The organism is Dyadobacter chenwenxiniae (genome assembly GCF_022869785.1).
GTDB classification, from domain to species: domain Bacteria; phylum Bacteroidota; class Bacteroidia; order Cytophagales; family Spirosomataceae; genus Dyadobacter; species Dyadobacter chenwenxiniae.
Map to the genome: position 1 here is coordinate 2,247,625 of NZ_CP094997.1, position 17,147 is coordinate 2,264,771.

Here is a 17,147-nt window from a genome sequence, read left to right on the forward strand (position 1 = left end):
TAATAAAAGGTTGGTACTTTAGTGTTTTTGTCGCGTATTACAGACAAGTTCAAACCTAAAACCCCTACCCCATGGAATCCAGAAGGGAGTTTATAAAAAAGGCCACCATGCTCACCGGTGCAGCCGGTATGTTGAGTGCACTGCCGCCTTCCATTCAAAGGGCGCTGGCTATTGATCCAAAAAAAGGAAGCACTTATCTGGATGCAGAACACGTGGTGATCCTGATGCAGGAAAACCGTTCGTTTGACCATTGCTATGGCTCGCTTCGTGGTGTGCGGGGCTTTAATGATCCCCGGGCTATTACATTGCCCAATAAAAATCTCGTCTGGCTTCAAACCAATGCATTTGGTGAAACGTTCGCCCCATTCCGTTTGAACATGCGGGAATCCAATGCGACCTGGATGGGTTCTTTGCCGCATTCCTGGCCTAATCAGGTGGATGCGCGTAACGGCGGAAAATATGATAAATGGCTCATTGCCAAGCAGCCAGGCCATAAGGATTATGCTAAAATGCCTTTAACGCAAGGTTTCTATAATCGCGAGGACATTCCTTTTTATTATGCGCTGGCGGATGCTTTCACAGTGTGTGACCAGAATTTCTGTTCGTCTTTAACCGGCACAACGCCTAACAGACTTTATCTCTGGTCCGGAACGGTTCGCGAAAAACCAAGCCCTGAACATTATGCTAACATTCGAAATGAGAATGTTTCTGACGATGCAGAAGCATCATGGACAACATTCCCTGAGCGCTTGGAAGACAATGGCGTTTCGTGGCGAATTTATCAAAATGAACTCAGCATTAACACCGGTCTGACGGGTGAGGAAGATTCCTGGCTGGCTAACTTTACAGACAACCCTATTGAATGGTTCAGCCAATATCAAATCCGATATCACACCGGTTATCAGAAATATCAAAAAGCGAGATTAAGCGCATTGCCAGCGGAAATCCAAGAAACAGAAGCGAAACTAGCGAAAGCGGCAAAAGGAACGAAAGAAGCGACAGATCTTGAAAAGTCGTTGAATTTAAAGCAAAAAGAGTTGGTGTTTGCCAAAGAAGAACTGGAAAAATGGACGCCGGAAAACTACGAAAAGCTTTCCCAACGCACGAAGAACATTCATCAAAAAGCATTCACGACGAATAAGAATGACCCTGATTACCGCAAAGTAACGACTGTAAAATACCAGGACGGCGACATAGAGCACGAAGCCAAAGCGCCGCAGGGCGATGTGTTGCACCAGTTTCGGAGCGATGTTAAAAGCGGGACTTTACCAACCGTCTCCTGGCTCGTGGCACCGGAAAATTTTTCGGATCACCCTACATCACCCTGGTATGGCGCGTGGTATGTTTCGGAAGTCATGGACATTCTTACGGCTGATCCGGAAGTCTGGAAGAAAACCATTTTCATCCTTTGCTATGATGAGAATGATGGCTATTTCGATCACGTCCCACCTTTTGTAGTGCCTGATCCCTATAAAGAAGACACAGGCGCAGTTTCAGAAGGCATTGATTGCAAAACGGAGTTCGTGACGATGGCGCAGGACATGACCAAAAAGGAAGAGAAGGAATGCCGGGAAAGTCCCATCGGGCTTGGTTTCCGCGTTCCGCTGGTCGTTGCGTCGCCATGGAATCGAGGCGGGAATGTGTGTTCGGAGGTTTTTGATCACACTTCCATCTTGCAGTTTTTGGAAAAATTCGTGAGTCACAAGGCGGGCAAGAAGATAGAAGAAACCAACATCAGCGCTTGGAGAAGGACTATTTGCGGTGATTTGACTTCAACTTTTACGCCTTACGAAGGCGAAAAAATCCCATTGCCGACTTTCCTCGCGCGAGACGAATTCATGGAGGGCATTTTCAATGCTAAGTTTAAAAAGCTGCCTAATGCATATAAAGCATTGTCAAAGGTTGAAATAGAGCAGATCAACAAGAACCCGCTCGCCGCACCGCTCATGCCTAAGCAGGAAAAAGGAACACGTCCCTCCTGCCCGATCCCTTACGAACTGGCAGCAGAGGGCAGCTTTAATACTGCCAAAAATGCATTTGAGATAAAGCTCGAAGCCAAAAATGGCATATTCCGCGACAAGGCAGCCGGGGCTCCATTCATGGTTTATGCGCCTGGAAAATACAAAAATGAAGAGGTTAAAGTCTGGAACTATGCTGTGAAAGCAGGCGACACGCTCACGGGATCGTGGAAACCGGAGGATTTTGAAGGCGGAAAATATCATCTGCGGGTTTATGGGCCTAACGGCTTTTTCAGGGAATTCCAGGGTAATAAGGCCACAGGCAATGTGAAAGTTGGTTTGCATTATCAGTTTGACAAAAACAACAAACCAACTGGCAACATTGAGCTTAAAATCGAGGTGAACAAAATGGCTTCGAAAAGCACTTTCGTCGTCCAGGACAATGCCTATGGCGCTAGTAATCAGCTTGTAACATTAAACGGCGAGCATGCTTCCGCAAGTCTGGAACAAACATTGGTTCTTAACCTGGATAAAAGCTTCCAATGGTATGACTTCTCCGTCACCTCAGAGGCGCATCCTGACTTCCTGGTCCGCGTCGCAGGACACGTGGAAACTGGCCGCATAAGTAAGAGCGATCCGCTCATGGCCGACCTGGCTTAATCCCTTCATTTCTTAAAAGTGTCAGACCGGAATCCGGCCTGACACTTTGTCACTTCCCTTTCATTCGATTCTTTCTGGTACGAGGTTTTTAGTTAACCCTCAGAACGCTGTATGGCCAGGTGCTCTCAGCGGATTAGTCAGAATCAAATTATACTTAACTTTAATATAGAACAATGGGAAAAATTATTGGCATAGACTTAGGAACAACGAACTCCTGCGTGGCTGTCATGGAGGGTAACGAGCCGGTTGTAATTGCAAACAGCGAAGGTGCTCGTACAACCCCTTCAGTGGTTGCATTCATGGATAATGGTGAACGCAAAATCGGTGCACCAGCGAAACGCCAGGCGATCACGAATCCCAAGCATACTATCAGTTCCATAAAGAGATTTATGGGCAAAAAATACGATGATGTAACAAGTGAGCAAAAAACTGTTGCGTACACCGTTGATAAAGGTCCAAACAACACGCCTCGTATCCCCATCGGTGACAGGCTATATACTCCACAGGAAGTTTCTGCATTCATTTTGCAGAAAATGAGACAAACTGCCGAGGATTATCTTGGTCAGGAAGTGACAGAAGCGGTTATTACTGTTCCTGCTTATTTCAATGATGCTGAACGTCAGGCTACCAAAGAAGCTGGTCAGATTGCAGGTCTTGATGTGAAACGTATCATCAACGAACCTACTGCCGCTGCACTTGCCTACGGTCTCGACAAGCAACACCTGGACATGAAAATCGCGGTTTTCGACTTGGGTGGTGGTACATTTGACGTTTCGATCCTTGAACTGGGTGACGGCGTTTTTGAAGTAAAATCTACCGACGGTGATACACACCTTGGTGGTGACGACTTTGACCAGGTGATCATTAACTGGCTTGCCGACGAATTCCAAAAAGACGAAGCAGTTGATCTACGAAGAGACGCAATGGCGCTTCAACGTTTGAAAGAAGCTGCTGAAAAAGCGAAAGTGGAGTTGTCAAGCTCAACACAAACTGAGATCAACCTGCCATATATATTTCCGGTTGACGGCATTCCAAAACACCTTGTACGCACATTAACGCGTGCAAAGTTCGAGCAGCTTGCTGATTCATTGTTCCTGAGAATGATGGAGCCTTGCAAGAAAGCCATGAAAAATGCGGGTTATACCAATAATGATATCAACGAAGTGATTTTGGTTGGTGGATCTACGCGTATCCCACGTGTGCAGGAAGAAGTTGAGAAATTCTTTGGCAGAAAACCTTCGAAAGGTGTTAACCCGGATGAGGCTGTTGCAATTGGTGCAGCAATCCAGGGTGGTGTTTTAACAGGTGAAGTGAAGGATGTACTTCTTTTGGACGTTATTCCATTGTCATTGGGTATCGAAACATTAGGCGGTGTGTTCACCAAGCTGATCGATGCCAACACGACAATCCCGTCTAAAAAGACAGAAACATTCTCTACTGCTGCTGATAACCAGCCATCTGTTGAGATCCACGTGTTGCAAGGCGAACGCCCGATGGCTACGCAGAACCGTACATTAGGACGTTTCCACTTGTCTGACATTCCACCGGCACAACGCGGAACGCCACAAATCGAAGTGACATTTGACGTGGATGCAAATGGTATCCTGCATGTTTCTGCGAAAGATAAAGGCACAAACAAAGAGCAGAAAATCCGCATTGAAGCTTCAAGCGGTTTGACAGACGCAGAGATCAGCCGTATGCGTGAAGAAGCAAAAGCAAACGAAGCGGCTGATAAAGCAGAACGTGAAAAAATCGAGAAAATCAATGCTGCTGACAGCCTGATCTTCTCTACTGATAAACAATTAAAAGAATTCGGCGACAAGCTTTCTGCTGGAAATAAATCAGCCATTGAAGGAGCATTGGCAGAATTGAGAACCGCGCATCAGAGCCAGGACCTTGCTGGAATTGATACAGCAATGGAAAAACTGAATGCCGCATGGCAAGCCGCTTCTCAGGAAATGTACGCACAAGGCGGTGCAGAAGGCCAGCCAGCAGGCGCACAGCAAGGCGGACCAACCGGAAATCCCGGTGCAGCAGACAACGGCAGCGCCACTGATGATGTGACGGATGTAAATTTTGAAGAAGTCAAATAATCAGACAATTTTGAAAATCCCCGTCTTTAACCAGATGGGGATTTTTTTTACACGAATTTTTTAAAAAAGTGGGTATTTGATTCCTGTAAAAAGTTTAAAAAAGTCCGGTCGTTTCTGGCATTAATTTTTACCGATTTGGGTTACATATTCATCAGACAACTAACCACTGCTACTAAAATTCAAAAATCAGTATGGACAATAGAATCGCGTTACCAGAGTTGATGTATTTATCTCCTACGACCCGTGAAAAGGCAGTTACCATTGCGCAGGAGCTTTTAAGAACAAATAATATTTCTCCTCGTGAGGCGGTTTCGAAAGCAATTTTAATTGCAAAAAACTGGGCGGTCAAAAACGTTAACCGTCGGGTTTGGAAAAAATTGAAATCATTCGAAAAAGAGATCATATGATAGGTTCAGAGCTGAAATTTAAAGATCAGGTTGCGATTGTTACCGGATCAAGTTCAGGAATTGGAAAAGCGTGCGCGATCTATCTGGCAGAACTTGGTGCTAAGGTTGTTGTCAATTACAGTTCCAATCTGGAAGAAGGCGAGAAGACGCTGAACGAAATCATCTCAAAAGGCGGAAATGCGATTCTGGTTAAAGCCGATGAAAGTCGTGAAGAAGAAGTAAAAGCATTGTTCAACGAAACCATCAGCAAATATGGGCGGTTGGATATCGTTGTAAGCAATGCCGGTTTGCAAAAAGATTCCTCTTTTTTGGAAATGACATTACAGCAATGGCAGAAGGTGATCGATGTAAATCTTACAGGTCAGTTTCTGGTTTGCCGTGAAGCAGCAAGGCAGTTCGTAGCGCAGGAGAAGGCAGCTACGGAGGTAAATCACAGCGAATTGTCCATTGGTAAAATTATCCTGATGAGTTCTGTACACGACGTCATCCCCTGGGCTGGCCACGTGAATTACGCAGCTTCGAAAGGGGGCATAATGATGTTCATGAAGTCCATATCCCAAGAGCTCGCTCCTTACAAAATCCGTGTCAATTCCGTTAGTCCGGGTGCAATCAAAACTTCGATTAATAAAGAGGTTTGGTCAGACCCTGACAAATACAAAGGGCTTTTGGAATTGATTCCTTATAAAAGAATTGGAACGCCCCAGGATGTGGCAAAAGCAGTCGCATGGCTTGCTTCCGATGACTCTGACTACGTTAACGGAGAAACGCTCTACATTGATGGCGGAATGACATTATATCCTGAGTTTGCAGACAACGGCTAAATTCTAATTACACTTCATCACAAGAAAAACGCGCCGGGATCAACATCCCGGCGCGTTTTCATTGACGCAATGTCATCTTAATTATTTACAAATTCCCCTTTTTCGACCGACCAGTCGTTCCCAAAAAAGCCAGCCATTTTCACTTCCTTTATACCGTTTTTAAGCATATCAGCTGAGAAAATCATCAAATCAGGGAAACCGCTTCCGCCACTGAAATACTGATTCGCATTCGCTGCCTGGAAACCTTTCTTACTCGTTCCGGCGATCACACCCACGGATGCAATGTCACTATCCGGTCTCGGGTATATAAAATAGGTTGCTAAATCTCCCGAAAACTGCTTCTCTCCCACTGTAATCTTGCCTTTACCAACACGCACCGGGCAATCTTTTAATAATAAATCCCAGGCGGCATTCGTGTCTTTATTTCCATACAAAATAACGCCGCGATCTTTGTAATTCTGAGGCAAGAAATCTTTATCCGCCACAATGTCAACAGCGCCGTTTCCACGATAATACCAGGATTCAGCATCAAATTTGGCCTTTTCGAGTGCCCAGCCTGCTTCGTCTTTGCTTCCGCCCGTTGCATACACAAACACCATCCTGTTTCTGAAAGCATCTTTGAATGTCCCATTTCTCAGAATATTTTTCTGCGTTTTCGCTGGTGCTTCTGCAAGTTGCCAGTTGTTTTCTTTTTCCAAATAAATAGTCTCATTCTCTGTCTTAACCTGATATTCCAGGGCGGCTAAACTATCCAAAGCAATGTTAACATTCGTTCCGACCGGAAAAGAGCCCAGGTCGAGCGAGAGCAAAGCAACATTATCCGTCTTCCCGCTGATCTTCTTTGCTGTTTTATCTGCACTCAATTGAATTCTGCTGTATTTAAGCGCAGTAAGTTGTTGATGAACAGACGCCCAACGCATTTTTGAGGAAATGCCCGGATTGGCTGTTGTGAAGTCAATTGCATTTACTGTTGTATCAGCAGGAATGGAGTGCCAGCTGAAAAAGTTGAAAATCGGCGGCCAGTCCACGCTGATATCACCATACCAATGTTCGCCGCCAATGTGCTCATAATAGCTGAAATCCCTGTGAAACTTGCCCAGAATGTCGCGCATTTGTCTCGCATATGTGACGGGCACGGTCTTGTCCGCATCCCCATGCGCTACGTACACACCCAAACTTTTGTAATTGGAAGTCAGGGCCAAAACATTGCTTGGATTACTCGCGCGGAGCAAAACCGCTTCCATAGGCGAACTTGCGCTGTCCGGGATGACGCCATCATGTGAGCCGTAAGTCGATAGTGTTGGATAGCCAGCAGAAGGCGCAATAGCAGCCCATTTTTCAGGATAAGTGGCACCCAAAAACCAGGTTCCGTGACCGCCCATGGAGTGACCGGTCAGGAAAATCTTTGCCGGATCCAGGTTATATTGTTTCTTCGCAATGTCTAAAACTTCCAGCGCATCCAACCTTCCCCAATCTTCCCAGTTAAAGCCACGCGGGCGCCTGTTTGTCGGCGCTACCAACACACCCCAATCTTTCGGCTTATAGGCTCTTGCCTGGCTGATGGCCTGAACTTCCGCGCCATGAACGGAGAAAAACAATGCGGGCTTCTCTGTCGAACCTGACTTTAATTGTGGAGAAACCGCATAGTATTGAATGCTGCCATCCAGTTCACTTACAAATGTCCTGCTATACTGCTTCCCTTCCTCAATAGATTGAATGCTAATACTCTTAGAATCAATCACTTTGCCAGATTGTGTTAAAGTGATCGCAACGTCTTGTTTACCGGCCTGAACGCGGGAAGCATCCAACATTATTCCAACCTTACGCAAACTTAATGCAGGAATGGAGGGCAAATTTGTGGTAACCTCTTTACCTGAAACAACTGACGTGATCCGCAAACCAGTTAACACCTTCGATGATGTATTTGCTACAACAAGGCCGATCCACAGCGAATCGTTTTTCAGGCCCGGAACCACATCTGGCAGCGTTACATCCTTGGTATCGATAAAAACCGGCTTTTCGGGAAATGTCAGGTTAGCAGCAATGCCACCAAATCTTCCAAAGCGCGCTACGCGTGCATATATTTCATTCGTCCCTTTCTTCAACCGAACCGGTAAATTCATCCAGCCATAGCGGTACATATCGCCGCCGCGAGGCGCGCCGTTAAAGAGAAGCATATCATTGCCTGTCACAGTCAGGATCGCAGTTTGCTCTTTATCAGATTGATACGTCAAATACACATAACCGTTAGAAAAAGAATCCCCGCGTAATCTATGCGATGTGTCGGCTTGAACTTTCCTCCAATTGATATTTTCGCCTTTGGCGTTTTTAAACAGCAAGCCACCTTCCTGCGGTTTCGCAAGGGTTCCGTTATAAAGCTGATAAGCGAGCTGATCGGTGTACAATGCTTCCCGGCCATATTGATGACAAGGCCCCGCTGCAAGACCTTCATCCAAATGGACAATTTTCTGAGCGAAACCGGAAAGGGAAAAGATGAGCAATAGCGTGAGCGATGAGTAAATTCTTCTCATTAAGGCAAGGGATTTTGTGACTCACTAAATTATTAAAAAATATTACTAATATGGGGAGTCATTTTTAAATTAGTAATTATTCTGTTTTGAACGAGTTCTGCTTTCTGGCACGAACAAGAAGCGAAAAAAACTAAATTGCAGACTTAATCGCCCTCAAATGATCGCTAAGTTCTTCCAAAATATCGTTGAAACATTGTCCCGAAACCCGTGGGTTGCCTGGTTCTGGACCTTCCTGATCTTGCTAGCCTGCACATGGCCGGGAAAAGATATTCCTTCCGCACCGATCGCCGGTTTTGATAAGGTCGTTCATGCAGGACTCTTTATCGTTTGGATCACTTTATGGACGCTGGTATATCCAAAAAAAGCAGCACTGTTCGTGCTGCTTGGAATGGCTTACGGATTAGGTTTGGAATTTTACCAGCAGCTCCTGCCCTTCGACCGCACGTTTGACTGGTGGGATGCCGTTGCAGATGCTGCTGGTGTGTTAATCGGATTTGCGTTCAAATTACTGGTCACTGACCGTTACCGCCACCGTTTGTATTGATTGATCAGGCCGTTGGTCGAACTATCGTGGTTTGAAACAGGCCAGTCATTTTGAAGTTCAGGGTATATTTTGTTCGCAAGCTGCTTGCCTAGCTCTACACCCCACTGATCGAAGCTGAAAATGTTCCAGATAATGCCCTGTACGAAAATCTTGTGCTCATACATGGCAATGAGGCTTCCCAAGGTCTTTGGTGTGATTTTCTTCACCAAAATAGAGTTCGTCGGGCGATTGCCTGAAAACACTTTGAACGGTGTTAGAAATTCTATCTCCTCTTTTGACTTCTTCGCAGCCACTAATTCAGCTTTCACTTCCTCTTCGGTCTTGCCATTCATTAATGCTTCTGTCTGTGCAAAAAAGTTGGACAAAAGCATTTTATGATGCTCGCCCAGCGGATTATGGCTTGTTGCCGGCGCAATAAAATCGCAGGGAATCAGCTTTGTTCCCTGGTGAATCAATTGATAAAATGCGTGCTGACCATTGGTTCCGGGCTCGCCCCAGATCACCGGACCGGTTTGGTAACCAACAGGTTTTCCGTCTCTGCCGGTGCTCTTGCCGTTGCTCTCCATATCTCCCTGCTGGAAGTAAGCCGCGAAACGGTGCAAATACTGGTCATAAGGCAAAATTGCCTGTGTTTGCGCATCAAAGAAATCGTTGTACCAAACGCCGAGCAACGCAAGAATGACCGGAATATTCCTTTCAAATTTGGTTGTCCTGAAATGCTTGTCCATTTCATGCGCGCCGGCAAGCAGCTGTTCAAAGTTCTGGAAACCCACAAAACAAGCGATAGAAAGCCCGATTGCCGACCATAGCGAATAACGACCGCCAACCCAATCCCAAAAACCGAACATATTTTCCGGATCAATCCCGAATTTTTCAACTTCGGCCTGATTTGTAGAAATGGCAACAAAGTGCTTTTTCACATGCTCTTTATCGCTCGCCTTTTCCAAAAACCAGGAACGGGCACTGTGCGCGTTGGTCATCGTTTCCTGGGTGGTGAACGTTTTGGAGGCGATCATAAACAATGTCGTTTCCGGGTTCAGCAACTTGGTCGTTTCAGCGATATGTGTCCCGTCAACATTAGATACGAAGTGCACATTCAGGCCTGGCTTCCCGTAAGCTTTCAATGCTTCGGTAACCATTACCGGGCCCAGGTCGCTTCCACCAATCCCAATGTTCACAATGTCCGTAATCTCTTTTCCTGAATAACCTTTCCAGGTTCCGGACCTAACCTTCCCCGAAAACTCCTTCATTTTCCCGAGAACAGCATTCACGTCCGGCATAACATCCTTCCCGTCCGACAAAACAGGCTCGTTGGAACGGTTGCGTAAGGCAACGTGCAGCACAGAGCGGCCTTCTGTCGCATTGATTTTTTCTCCAGTAAACATTTGCTCAATCGCATCCGCCAGCCCCGCCTCTTCGGCAAGCTGAACGAGATAGGACCGCGTGCGCGTTGTAATACGGTTTTTAGAATAGTCGAGAAAAATATCGCCAAACCGGATAGAGAATTTCTTGTGACGATCCGCATCTTCCTCAAAAAGCGCTTTTAAATGTTTCTGAGAAATGGTTTTGTGATGCGTTTTCAGCTTTTTATAAGCTGCCAGTTGATCAAAGGGCACGGTTTTAAGCATTACTTATGGCGTTATGTTTATAAATCATTTTTCGGGCCGCAGTTGCGGTCATAACATTCTTTTCAGTGCAAAAATATGATTTTACACCACTTGAACCGACTTTTACTTAACTGACCGCATCACAAACCCCTCTGAAATACCCCACTGACTCGGCAATCCCGGCTAACGGATCCTTCATATCTTTCTCATATTCAAGACTGCAGCAACCGTCGTACTTTACTTTCCTAAGCATTTTCACAAAGGCAGGAATATCAATAATTCCGCGTCCCAGCTCACACGTTTTGCCATCTTTGGTGGCTGCGCTAACGTTTTTTAAGTGTATATCAAAGATCCTTTTTGAGTATTTGCCCAGGTCGGCAACCGAATCCTGGTTGTCACGACGGTTATGGCCCATATCAAAACAGATGCCCAAGTCGGGATCCAGGTTTTTGATCAGATTATGAATGGACGTAGCATTGGGGTAAAGCTTGTCTTCGGGCCCGTGATTGTGGATTGCATAACGAATGCCTGTTTCCTTCACCTTATCACTCACATATTTAAGATCTTCATGATTCGGAATGCCCACGATCAGCTTCACGCCCACCCTTTTAGCATAATCGAATGCATTATCAATGTCCTGGGGTGTTTTCGTATAGATCGGCCCAACCGCATATCCGGTTACGCCAGCTTGTTTCAATTTTTCATGAAAAGCCGCGATTTCCTCGGCTGTGCTTTTGTAGGGCAAATGAAAGTCTTTGATACACAAATAATGCACATCCGTCCTTTTCATCATTTCCAGTGACTCATCCAGCTTGAAGTTTACAAAGCTGAATCCGGCCATCGCCAATTTAAATGTGTCTGCCTTTTTCTCAAACATAAAATCCCCGGCAAAAGCGGACTGGGACACCAAACCGCCAGTCACCAATCCGGTGATTCCCTTTTTTACAAAATCTCGTCTTGTATTCATTTTTATATTATTTAAATCCGCGTACAATAGAAAAGACAATGCTTCGCAGATTTACCACCCATTTATTTAAATCTTGAGTCTGATCCCGATCCGGTTGAGCAGACCGGTTGCCATGATGACCAGCACAGCAAAACCAAACGACTTGATCAGCCCGATCGTGCCGGTCCTGAGAAATTCGGGTAGACTGAAATGAATGAGCGTCAGCAAGGCATACCAGATGTATGGAACAAGATAACAGGTCAGCGTCGCCGTTCCGGCAGGCCTGATAACGTTTGCCCAATTCTTGACTTTTTTCAAATCCACCATCCAGAACAATATCGCAAAAACGATAAACGCAATGCCGCTGCATAGGCCTATCCAAGCCGGCGTTGCCCTGATTTTGGAAATCCCCCAAAAAGGCCGCGTCCCAAATCCATAGGCCAGGCACACAACGCCCAGGATTACCAGGATCAGCAAATAAGTCGTAGTGATGCCGTTTCTCTTGCTGTAAAGCCGGTAAATGACCGATGCCACAACGCCTGCCATCGCGAACGCAGGCATTGCACCGCTTCCTACGATCCATACATAATCTTTAATAGGGTCCAGAAAAGAAAGCGCCCCTGCGAAGTCCGCCAGATTAAAAAACACGAGAAAGAGCCAGCCGGCAACATTCCATGCCAAACGATCTCCGGCCAAAAAATAAATGAGCGCACAAATCAGATAAGCCCAACCGATCAGCCCGAGAATGCCGTACCAGTGTGTGCCCATCCACGAAGGGTTCGCTGCGTCGCCGCCTTTGTAGATGGCTGCCAAACCAACCAGAAGGAGATAACCAAGTATTTTCAGACCCGTATAAAGCGTTTTTTTACCAGGATCATTGGGATACACATTCCAGATCAGGAAGAATGCCACCACCATCAAAATCTCCCACACATACTTGTTCACCCACATGCCGGAGCTCACGATATTTTCGTAATTAACAATAAAAATCCCCATCAGTAAAAGCGCAAATGTGCGCTCGCCAATGTGAAAAAGGATGGTTCTGTTGCTGTCACCTTTCGCTTTTCTGTTCGCGATGGCGAAGGGAATGGATAAGCCTACAATGAATAGAAACACGGGGAACACTACATCCGAAAGACCCATAGCGTCGTCGGGGCCTTTGCTGTGTTCCATCCATTCCGGAACGCCGGTGAGCGTCCAGAAATCGTTTACAAAAATCATCAGCAGCATGGTCAGTGCCCGAAAAATGTCAATAGAATCGAGGCGCAGTGAGGCGGGCGATAAAGTTTTCATCAAAAGGTTTAGGAGTAGGATTAAGGAACGTAATATACAGGAAATATGGCATTAGAAGGAATGTGTTTCCTTTGTAGAACTAACTCAACATCACTTTTAGCTGTTTTACAGTCCGATTTTTCTGCTTAGCCTATTTCAATGACTTGCGCCTTGTTTAAGTAATTAATTTTAATTGAAATATCCTACGTTACCCTCTGAACATTTTGAAGCCGGATACCCTTCTATTCGAAATTGCCTGGGAAGTCTGTAACCAGATCGGCGGGATATTCACGTTCATCAAGTCCAAAGTGCCGACCATGACGGACACTTACGGCGAGAATTACTATCTCATCGGGCCCTACATTCCCGAAAAAGCCAAGCTCGATTTCCGCCCGATCCGCGAGCTGGATTACACACCGCTTTCGAAGGCCATTCAGCACATCAGAGACCTGGGATTTGAAATACATTACGGTTACTGGCTCCTCGAAGAGGCCCGTCCGAGAGTGATCCTGATAAATCCCAACATTAATATTGAAAAGCTAAACGCGGCTAAAACGACATTATGGGAGCATCACGAAATATCCGCGCTCAAAAGCAGTGAGTTATTGGATCAAGTGCTTGGTTTTGGAGAAGTTACGCGCCTTTTTTTGACCAAGTTAATTGAGGAACTTCATATTAACCAGGATGTTATCGCACATTATCACGAGTGGATGTCCGCCGCCAGCCTCCCCGATCTGTCCCGCCAGCAGGTTCGGCTCGCGACTGTTTTCACAACCCATGCCACACTGCTCGGACGTTACCTCGCCTCGAACGAAGCCGGTTATTTTTCCGGAATCCCGACATTCAACTGGGCTCAGAAAGCCGAAGAATATGGCATAGAAACGGAGGCAAAAATAGAAAGAAACGTCGCCAGACACGCACATGTGCTGGTCACCAACAGCGCATGGACTGCCTCGGAATGTGAAGCATTTTTAGGTCGCCGCCCCGACAGTATAGTGCATAACGGCATCCACCGGAAGCCAGGCGTGGGCCACGAAGTTTTTGAAAAGCATTTGCAAAACAGGGAAAAGATCGACGCACTCATAAAAGCGCTTTTCTCTCCCAGCTATCAGCTCAGAAGTGACAAAACGCTGTACTTCTTCACTTCCGGCAGATATGAATATTTTAACAAGGGCTTTGATGTCACCCTGCAGGCAATCGCCCGACTCAATGAAGCGCTTGCTAGCCGGCAGTCTGATATCAATGTTGTTTTGTTTATCATTACCAAAAAGCCTTTTCATAACATCAAGCCCGACGTCCTGGAAGCGCGGCAGCGGTTCCAGGAGTTACAAAGAATTTGTAGAAAGATCAGCACGAAACTTGGACCCAGAATTTACGCCAATGTAACCGGCTCGGCCGGCCACAAACTGCCCGACCTCAACCAACTCATTGACGATGAACTGCAAATGCTGTGGAGACAAGCGCTCGCGAACTTCAAAAGAAATGGCCTGCCACCCGTGACAACCCACCATTTGATCGAAAAAGACAGCATTACTGAATTTTGTGAAGATGCGGGATTGAATAACAGGGAGGAAAATCGTGTCAAAATCATTTATCACCCCGATTTCATTGAAAGAGCAACTTCGTTGTTCTCAATGGACTATCTCGAATTCGCGAGAGGCTGCCATTTAGGCATTTTTCCATCCCTGTATGAGCCCTGGGGCAACGCTGCCATGGAAACAGTGCTCCACGGCACACCGGTTGTAACCAGCGATGTTTCCGGTTTCGGCCGTTTCGCGGGTGAAGCCGCTGATATGGCAGGAAACAATGAGGTAAAAATCGTAAAACGCCGGCAGCAATCGACTGAGGAAGCTGTCATTCAGCTCACCGAAATTTTTATGCAATTCGTTGAAGAATTTGAAAATCAGCAATATATCCCTCGTGCTACCTTACCCAAGTCCGTCCTGGACACCCTATGCTGGTCTGAATTGCAACAGCGTTACCACGAAAACTACAAGCTGGCCCTGTTCAGATACCAGCCTGTTGCCGGGTTATATTAAAATATCGAAACCATGTTTTGGCGTTCAAGAAAATCGCATAACCGACGAAATCCCAGCGGGATATAATATTGGTAGAATATGGGTTTCCGGTTACCTTGTAAAATCCCGGAGGGATGAAACAGCATGTGTGCTGTTTCATCCCTCCGGGATTTACTGTTTATTCATGTATCACCCCGGCAGATACCGCAGCGACAACATCGTAATGTCATCAAACTGCGTGGCTGGCCCGATGAAATCTATCAGACTTTCCAACGTCGCTTCGTTCATTTCTTTGGCGGTTTCTTTGGTAGAGCCTTCGCCGGTGGTGAAGAAATCTTGCAGGTAATGCAGGCCATAGCGCGCTCCCGCGAGGTTGTTGGCGTCAGTTACTCCGTCGGTATAGAGAACAAACTTGTCGCCTGGGTTTAATGTGAGCGTGTGTGATTCAAACTCAAAGGTCGGGTCGAAGCAAAGCGCCATGCCTCCCTCCTTTTTGACCAATTCAGTTTCGCCGTTGGCGCGAATAATGACGGGAGGTTCGTGACCTGCATCTACGTATTCTACGACACCGGTTTTCACATTTAAAATACAAACAAAGGCCGTAACGAACATGTATGAGGAATTATCTTCACTCAGAAACTCATTGACAATCTTTACTTTTTCTGTAATTGAATCGCCGTTACGGTTGGAAAACTGGCTTTTGAAGATGGCCTTGCTGATCGCCATGAACAATGCGGCTGGCACGCCCTTGTCGGAAACGTCGCCGATCATAAAGAACAAATGCTCGGAATCCATCATGAAATAATCATACAAGTCACCACCAACGACTTTTGCAGGATGGATAAATGCATGTAAATCCACACCTGCTTTGCCGATGTTGGCGGGAACCGTTTTCGGTAACATCGACATCTGGATTTCTTTCGCCACACTCAGATCGTTCTGAATTGCAATCAGCTGCTCACGGCCCTTTTCCAGGCTGGTAAGCATTTCAATGTGCTCCACCGTTTTGGAAATGGTGATTTCAAGATCTTCGAAATTGACAGGCTTGGTTACAAAGTCAAATGCACCGCGGTTCATCGCCGTTCGAATATTATCCATATCGCCATATGCAGACACCATGATGGATTTCAGCAGCGGATTCTGCCTCTCATTTACCTTCGAAAGAAACGTCAGTCCGTCCATGCCCGGCATGTTAATGTCCGATAAAATAAGTGCAATATCATCAGACTCTTCCAGTCGCTCCAACGCCTCGATCCCGTTATTGGCAAACACAAACTCGTATTTTTTGTCGCGGATCTGCTTGCGGAACAATTGAAGAATAAGCATCTCCATATCCTGTTCGTCATCTACACTTAATATTCTGATAGCCATTATCTTATAATTTTTTGAAATTGATATCCTATACTTTTTTTCTTAAACACCCACGCTTTTCACGCAGGAATTACAATGCTGAATTCCGTTTTTTCGCCCAAAACAGACGTTACTTCAATGCTCCCCTTATGCGTGTCCGTCACACTTGTATAGGTGAGAGACAGTCCTAATCCCGTTCCTTTTCCCTGCGGCTTTGTCGTAAAAAACGGCTGAAAAAGCTTGGCAACAATGTCTTCCGGAATGCCGATTCCATTATCACAAATCCTGATTTCAACTTCCCCGTCCAGCCGATTCGTTGTTATTTCAATGATGGGTTCGTATGCATCGGGCTGCCTTTTTACCTTTTCATTCACTGCGTAGCAAGCATTGTTTACGAGGTTTACAATTACCCGCCCGAATTCACCTTTGGCCAGTTTCACATTCCCAACCTGCGGATCCAGATTGTATTTGAGCGTGACATTAAATGTGCTGTCGTCCGCACGAACGCCCTGGTAAGCAAGCTTGCTGTATTCTTCGAGGAGCTGGTTCAGATCTGTGGGTTCGAGGACGGCGGCGTCAGAACGGGCCTGTGCGAGCATCCCCTGGATGATCCGCTCAATGCGTTTGCCGTTTTCGTTGATCTTAAGGAGGTTTTGGGAAAGTGTTTCCAACAAATCCTTTTCGTCAGCCAGGTCCGTGTCGTTCATGTCAGACAATGGCTTTCGGCAAATGTCCAGGATTTCGCCTACCAATCCTTGCGAAAGGCGGGAAAAGTTATTTACAAAACTCACCGGATTTTTAATTTCATGTAAAATTCCCGCGCTCAGTTGCCCTATCTCCGCAAGCCTGTTGAGCTCGATGATTTTTTGCTGATAAAGTTCAATGTCGTGTTCCGTTGTTCCGGCTCCCATAGTCATGGTTATTTAAATTTTGCAGCATT

The 17,147-nt window shown here is 46.1% G+C and carries 12 protein-coding genes; 6 read left to right on the forward strand and 6 right to left on the reverse strand.

Going from position 1 to position 17,147, the window contains the following annotated elements:
- The first annotated feature begins 71 nt into the window (after nucleotides 1-71).
- From MUK70_RS09285 to MUK70_RS09300, 4 genes are all read left to right on the forward strand, one after another.
- Nucleotides 72-2,618 carry a phosphocholine-specific phospholipase C gene (locus MUK70_RS09285; RefSeq protein ID WP_234656436.1) on the forward strand — a complete coding sequence of 849 codons (2,547 nt, stop codon included), beginning with the start codon at nucleotides 72-74 and terminating at the stop codon, nucleotides 2,616-2,618.
- Between the two features lie 173 nt (nucleotides 2,619-2,791).
- Complete coding sequence (gene dnaK, locus MUK70_RS09290; protein WP_234606670.1) at nucleotides 2,792-4,711, forward strand: molecular chaperone DnaK; 1,920 nt, start codon at nucleotides 2,792-2,794, stop codon at nucleotides 4,709-4,711.
- 191 nt (nucleotides 4,712-4,902) lie between these two features.
- Nucleotides 4,903-5,118 (forward strand): hypothetical protein, encoded by a 216-nt coding sequence (locus tag MUK70_RS09295; protein ID WP_082216392.1) that lies wholly within the window; start codon nucleotides 4,903-4,905, stop codon nucleotides 5,116-5,118.
- Nucleotides 5,115-5,939 (forward strand): glucose 1-dehydrogenase, encoded by an 825-nt coding sequence (locus MUK70_RS09300; protein WP_244784774.1) that lies wholly within the window; start codon nucleotides 5,115-5,117, stop codon nucleotides 5,937-5,939. The genes MUK70_RS09295 and MUK70_RS09300 overlap by 4 nt, the downstream gene beginning before the upstream one ends.
- 77 nt (nucleotides 5,940-6,016) lie before the next feature.
- On the opposite strand, the gene MUK70_RS09305 is transcribed toward MUK70_RS09300, so the two are convergent.
- Nucleotides 6,017-8,470, reverse strand: a complete 2,454-nt coding sequence (locus MUK70_RS09305) for a carboxylesterase family protein (RefSeq protein ID WP_244784776.1) — start codon at nucleotides 8,468-8,470, stop codon at nucleotides 6,017-6,019.
- Nucleotides 8,471-8,627: 157 nt separating this feature from the next.
- On the opposite strand from MUK70_RS09305, the gene MUK70_RS09310 reads away from it, so the two are divergent.
- On the forward strand, nucleotides 8,628-9,014 hold the full coding sequence (locus tag MUK70_RS09310; protein WP_234656434.1) for a VanZ family protein: 387 nt from the start codon (nucleotides 8,628-8,630) through the stop codon (nucleotides 9,012-9,014).
- Here the strand turns inward: MUK70_RS09310 and pgi are convergent.
- From pgi to MUK70_RS09325, 3 genes are all read right to left on the reverse strand, one after another.
- Nucleotides 8,993-10,642, reverse strand: a complete 1,650-nt coding sequence (gene pgi / locus MUK70_RS09315; RefSeq protein WP_234656433.1) for a glucose-6-phosphate isomerase — start codon at nucleotides 10,640-10,642, stop codon at nucleotides 8,993-8,995. The genes MUK70_RS09310 and pgi overlap by 22 nt on opposite strands.
- A 106-nt stretch (nucleotides 10,643-10,748) precedes the next feature.
- Nucleotides 10,749-11,588, reverse strand: a complete 840-nt coding sequence (locus MUK70_RS09320) for a sugar phosphate isomerase/epimerase family protein (protein WP_234656432.1) — start codon at nucleotides 11,586-11,588, stop codon at nucleotides 10,749-10,751.
- A 66-nt stretch (nucleotides 11,589-11,654) separates the two neighbouring features.
- The gene (locus tag MUK70_RS09325) at nucleotides 11,655-12,860 is read right to left on the reverse strand and encodes a DUF5009 domain-containing protein (RefSeq protein WP_234656431.1); all 1,206 of its coding nucleotides are present in this window, start codon (nucleotides 12,858-12,860) and stop codon (nucleotides 11,655-11,657) included.
- A gap of 203 nt (nucleotides 12,861-13,063) precedes the next feature.
- On the opposite strand from MUK70_RS09325, the gene MUK70_RS09330 reads away from it, so the two are divergent.
- Entirely contained in the window at nucleotides 13,064-14,878 is a 1,815-nt protein-coding gene (locus MUK70_RS09330; RefSeq protein ID WP_234656430.1) for a glycosyltransferase family protein, read from the forward strand.
- Nucleotides 14,879-15,046: 168 nt separating this feature from the next.
- Here the strand turns inward: MUK70_RS09330 and MUK70_RS09335 are convergent, their stop codons facing one another.
- Nucleotides 15,047-16,228: a PP2C family protein-serine/threonine phosphatase gene (locus MUK70_RS09335; RefSeq protein WP_234606662.1), complete on the reverse strand. Its 1,182-nt coding sequence runs from the start codon at nucleotides 16,226-16,228 to the stop codon at nucleotides 15,047-15,049.
- A gap of 59 nt (nucleotides 16,229-16,287) precedes the next feature.
- Nucleotides 16,288-17,118, reverse strand: coding sequence for a sensor histidine kinase (locus tag MUK70_RS09340; protein WP_234656429.1), 831 nt, complete (start codon nucleotides 17,116-17,118; stop codon nucleotides 16,288-16,290).
- Between the last annotated feature and the right edge of the window lie 29 nt (nucleotides 17,119-17,147).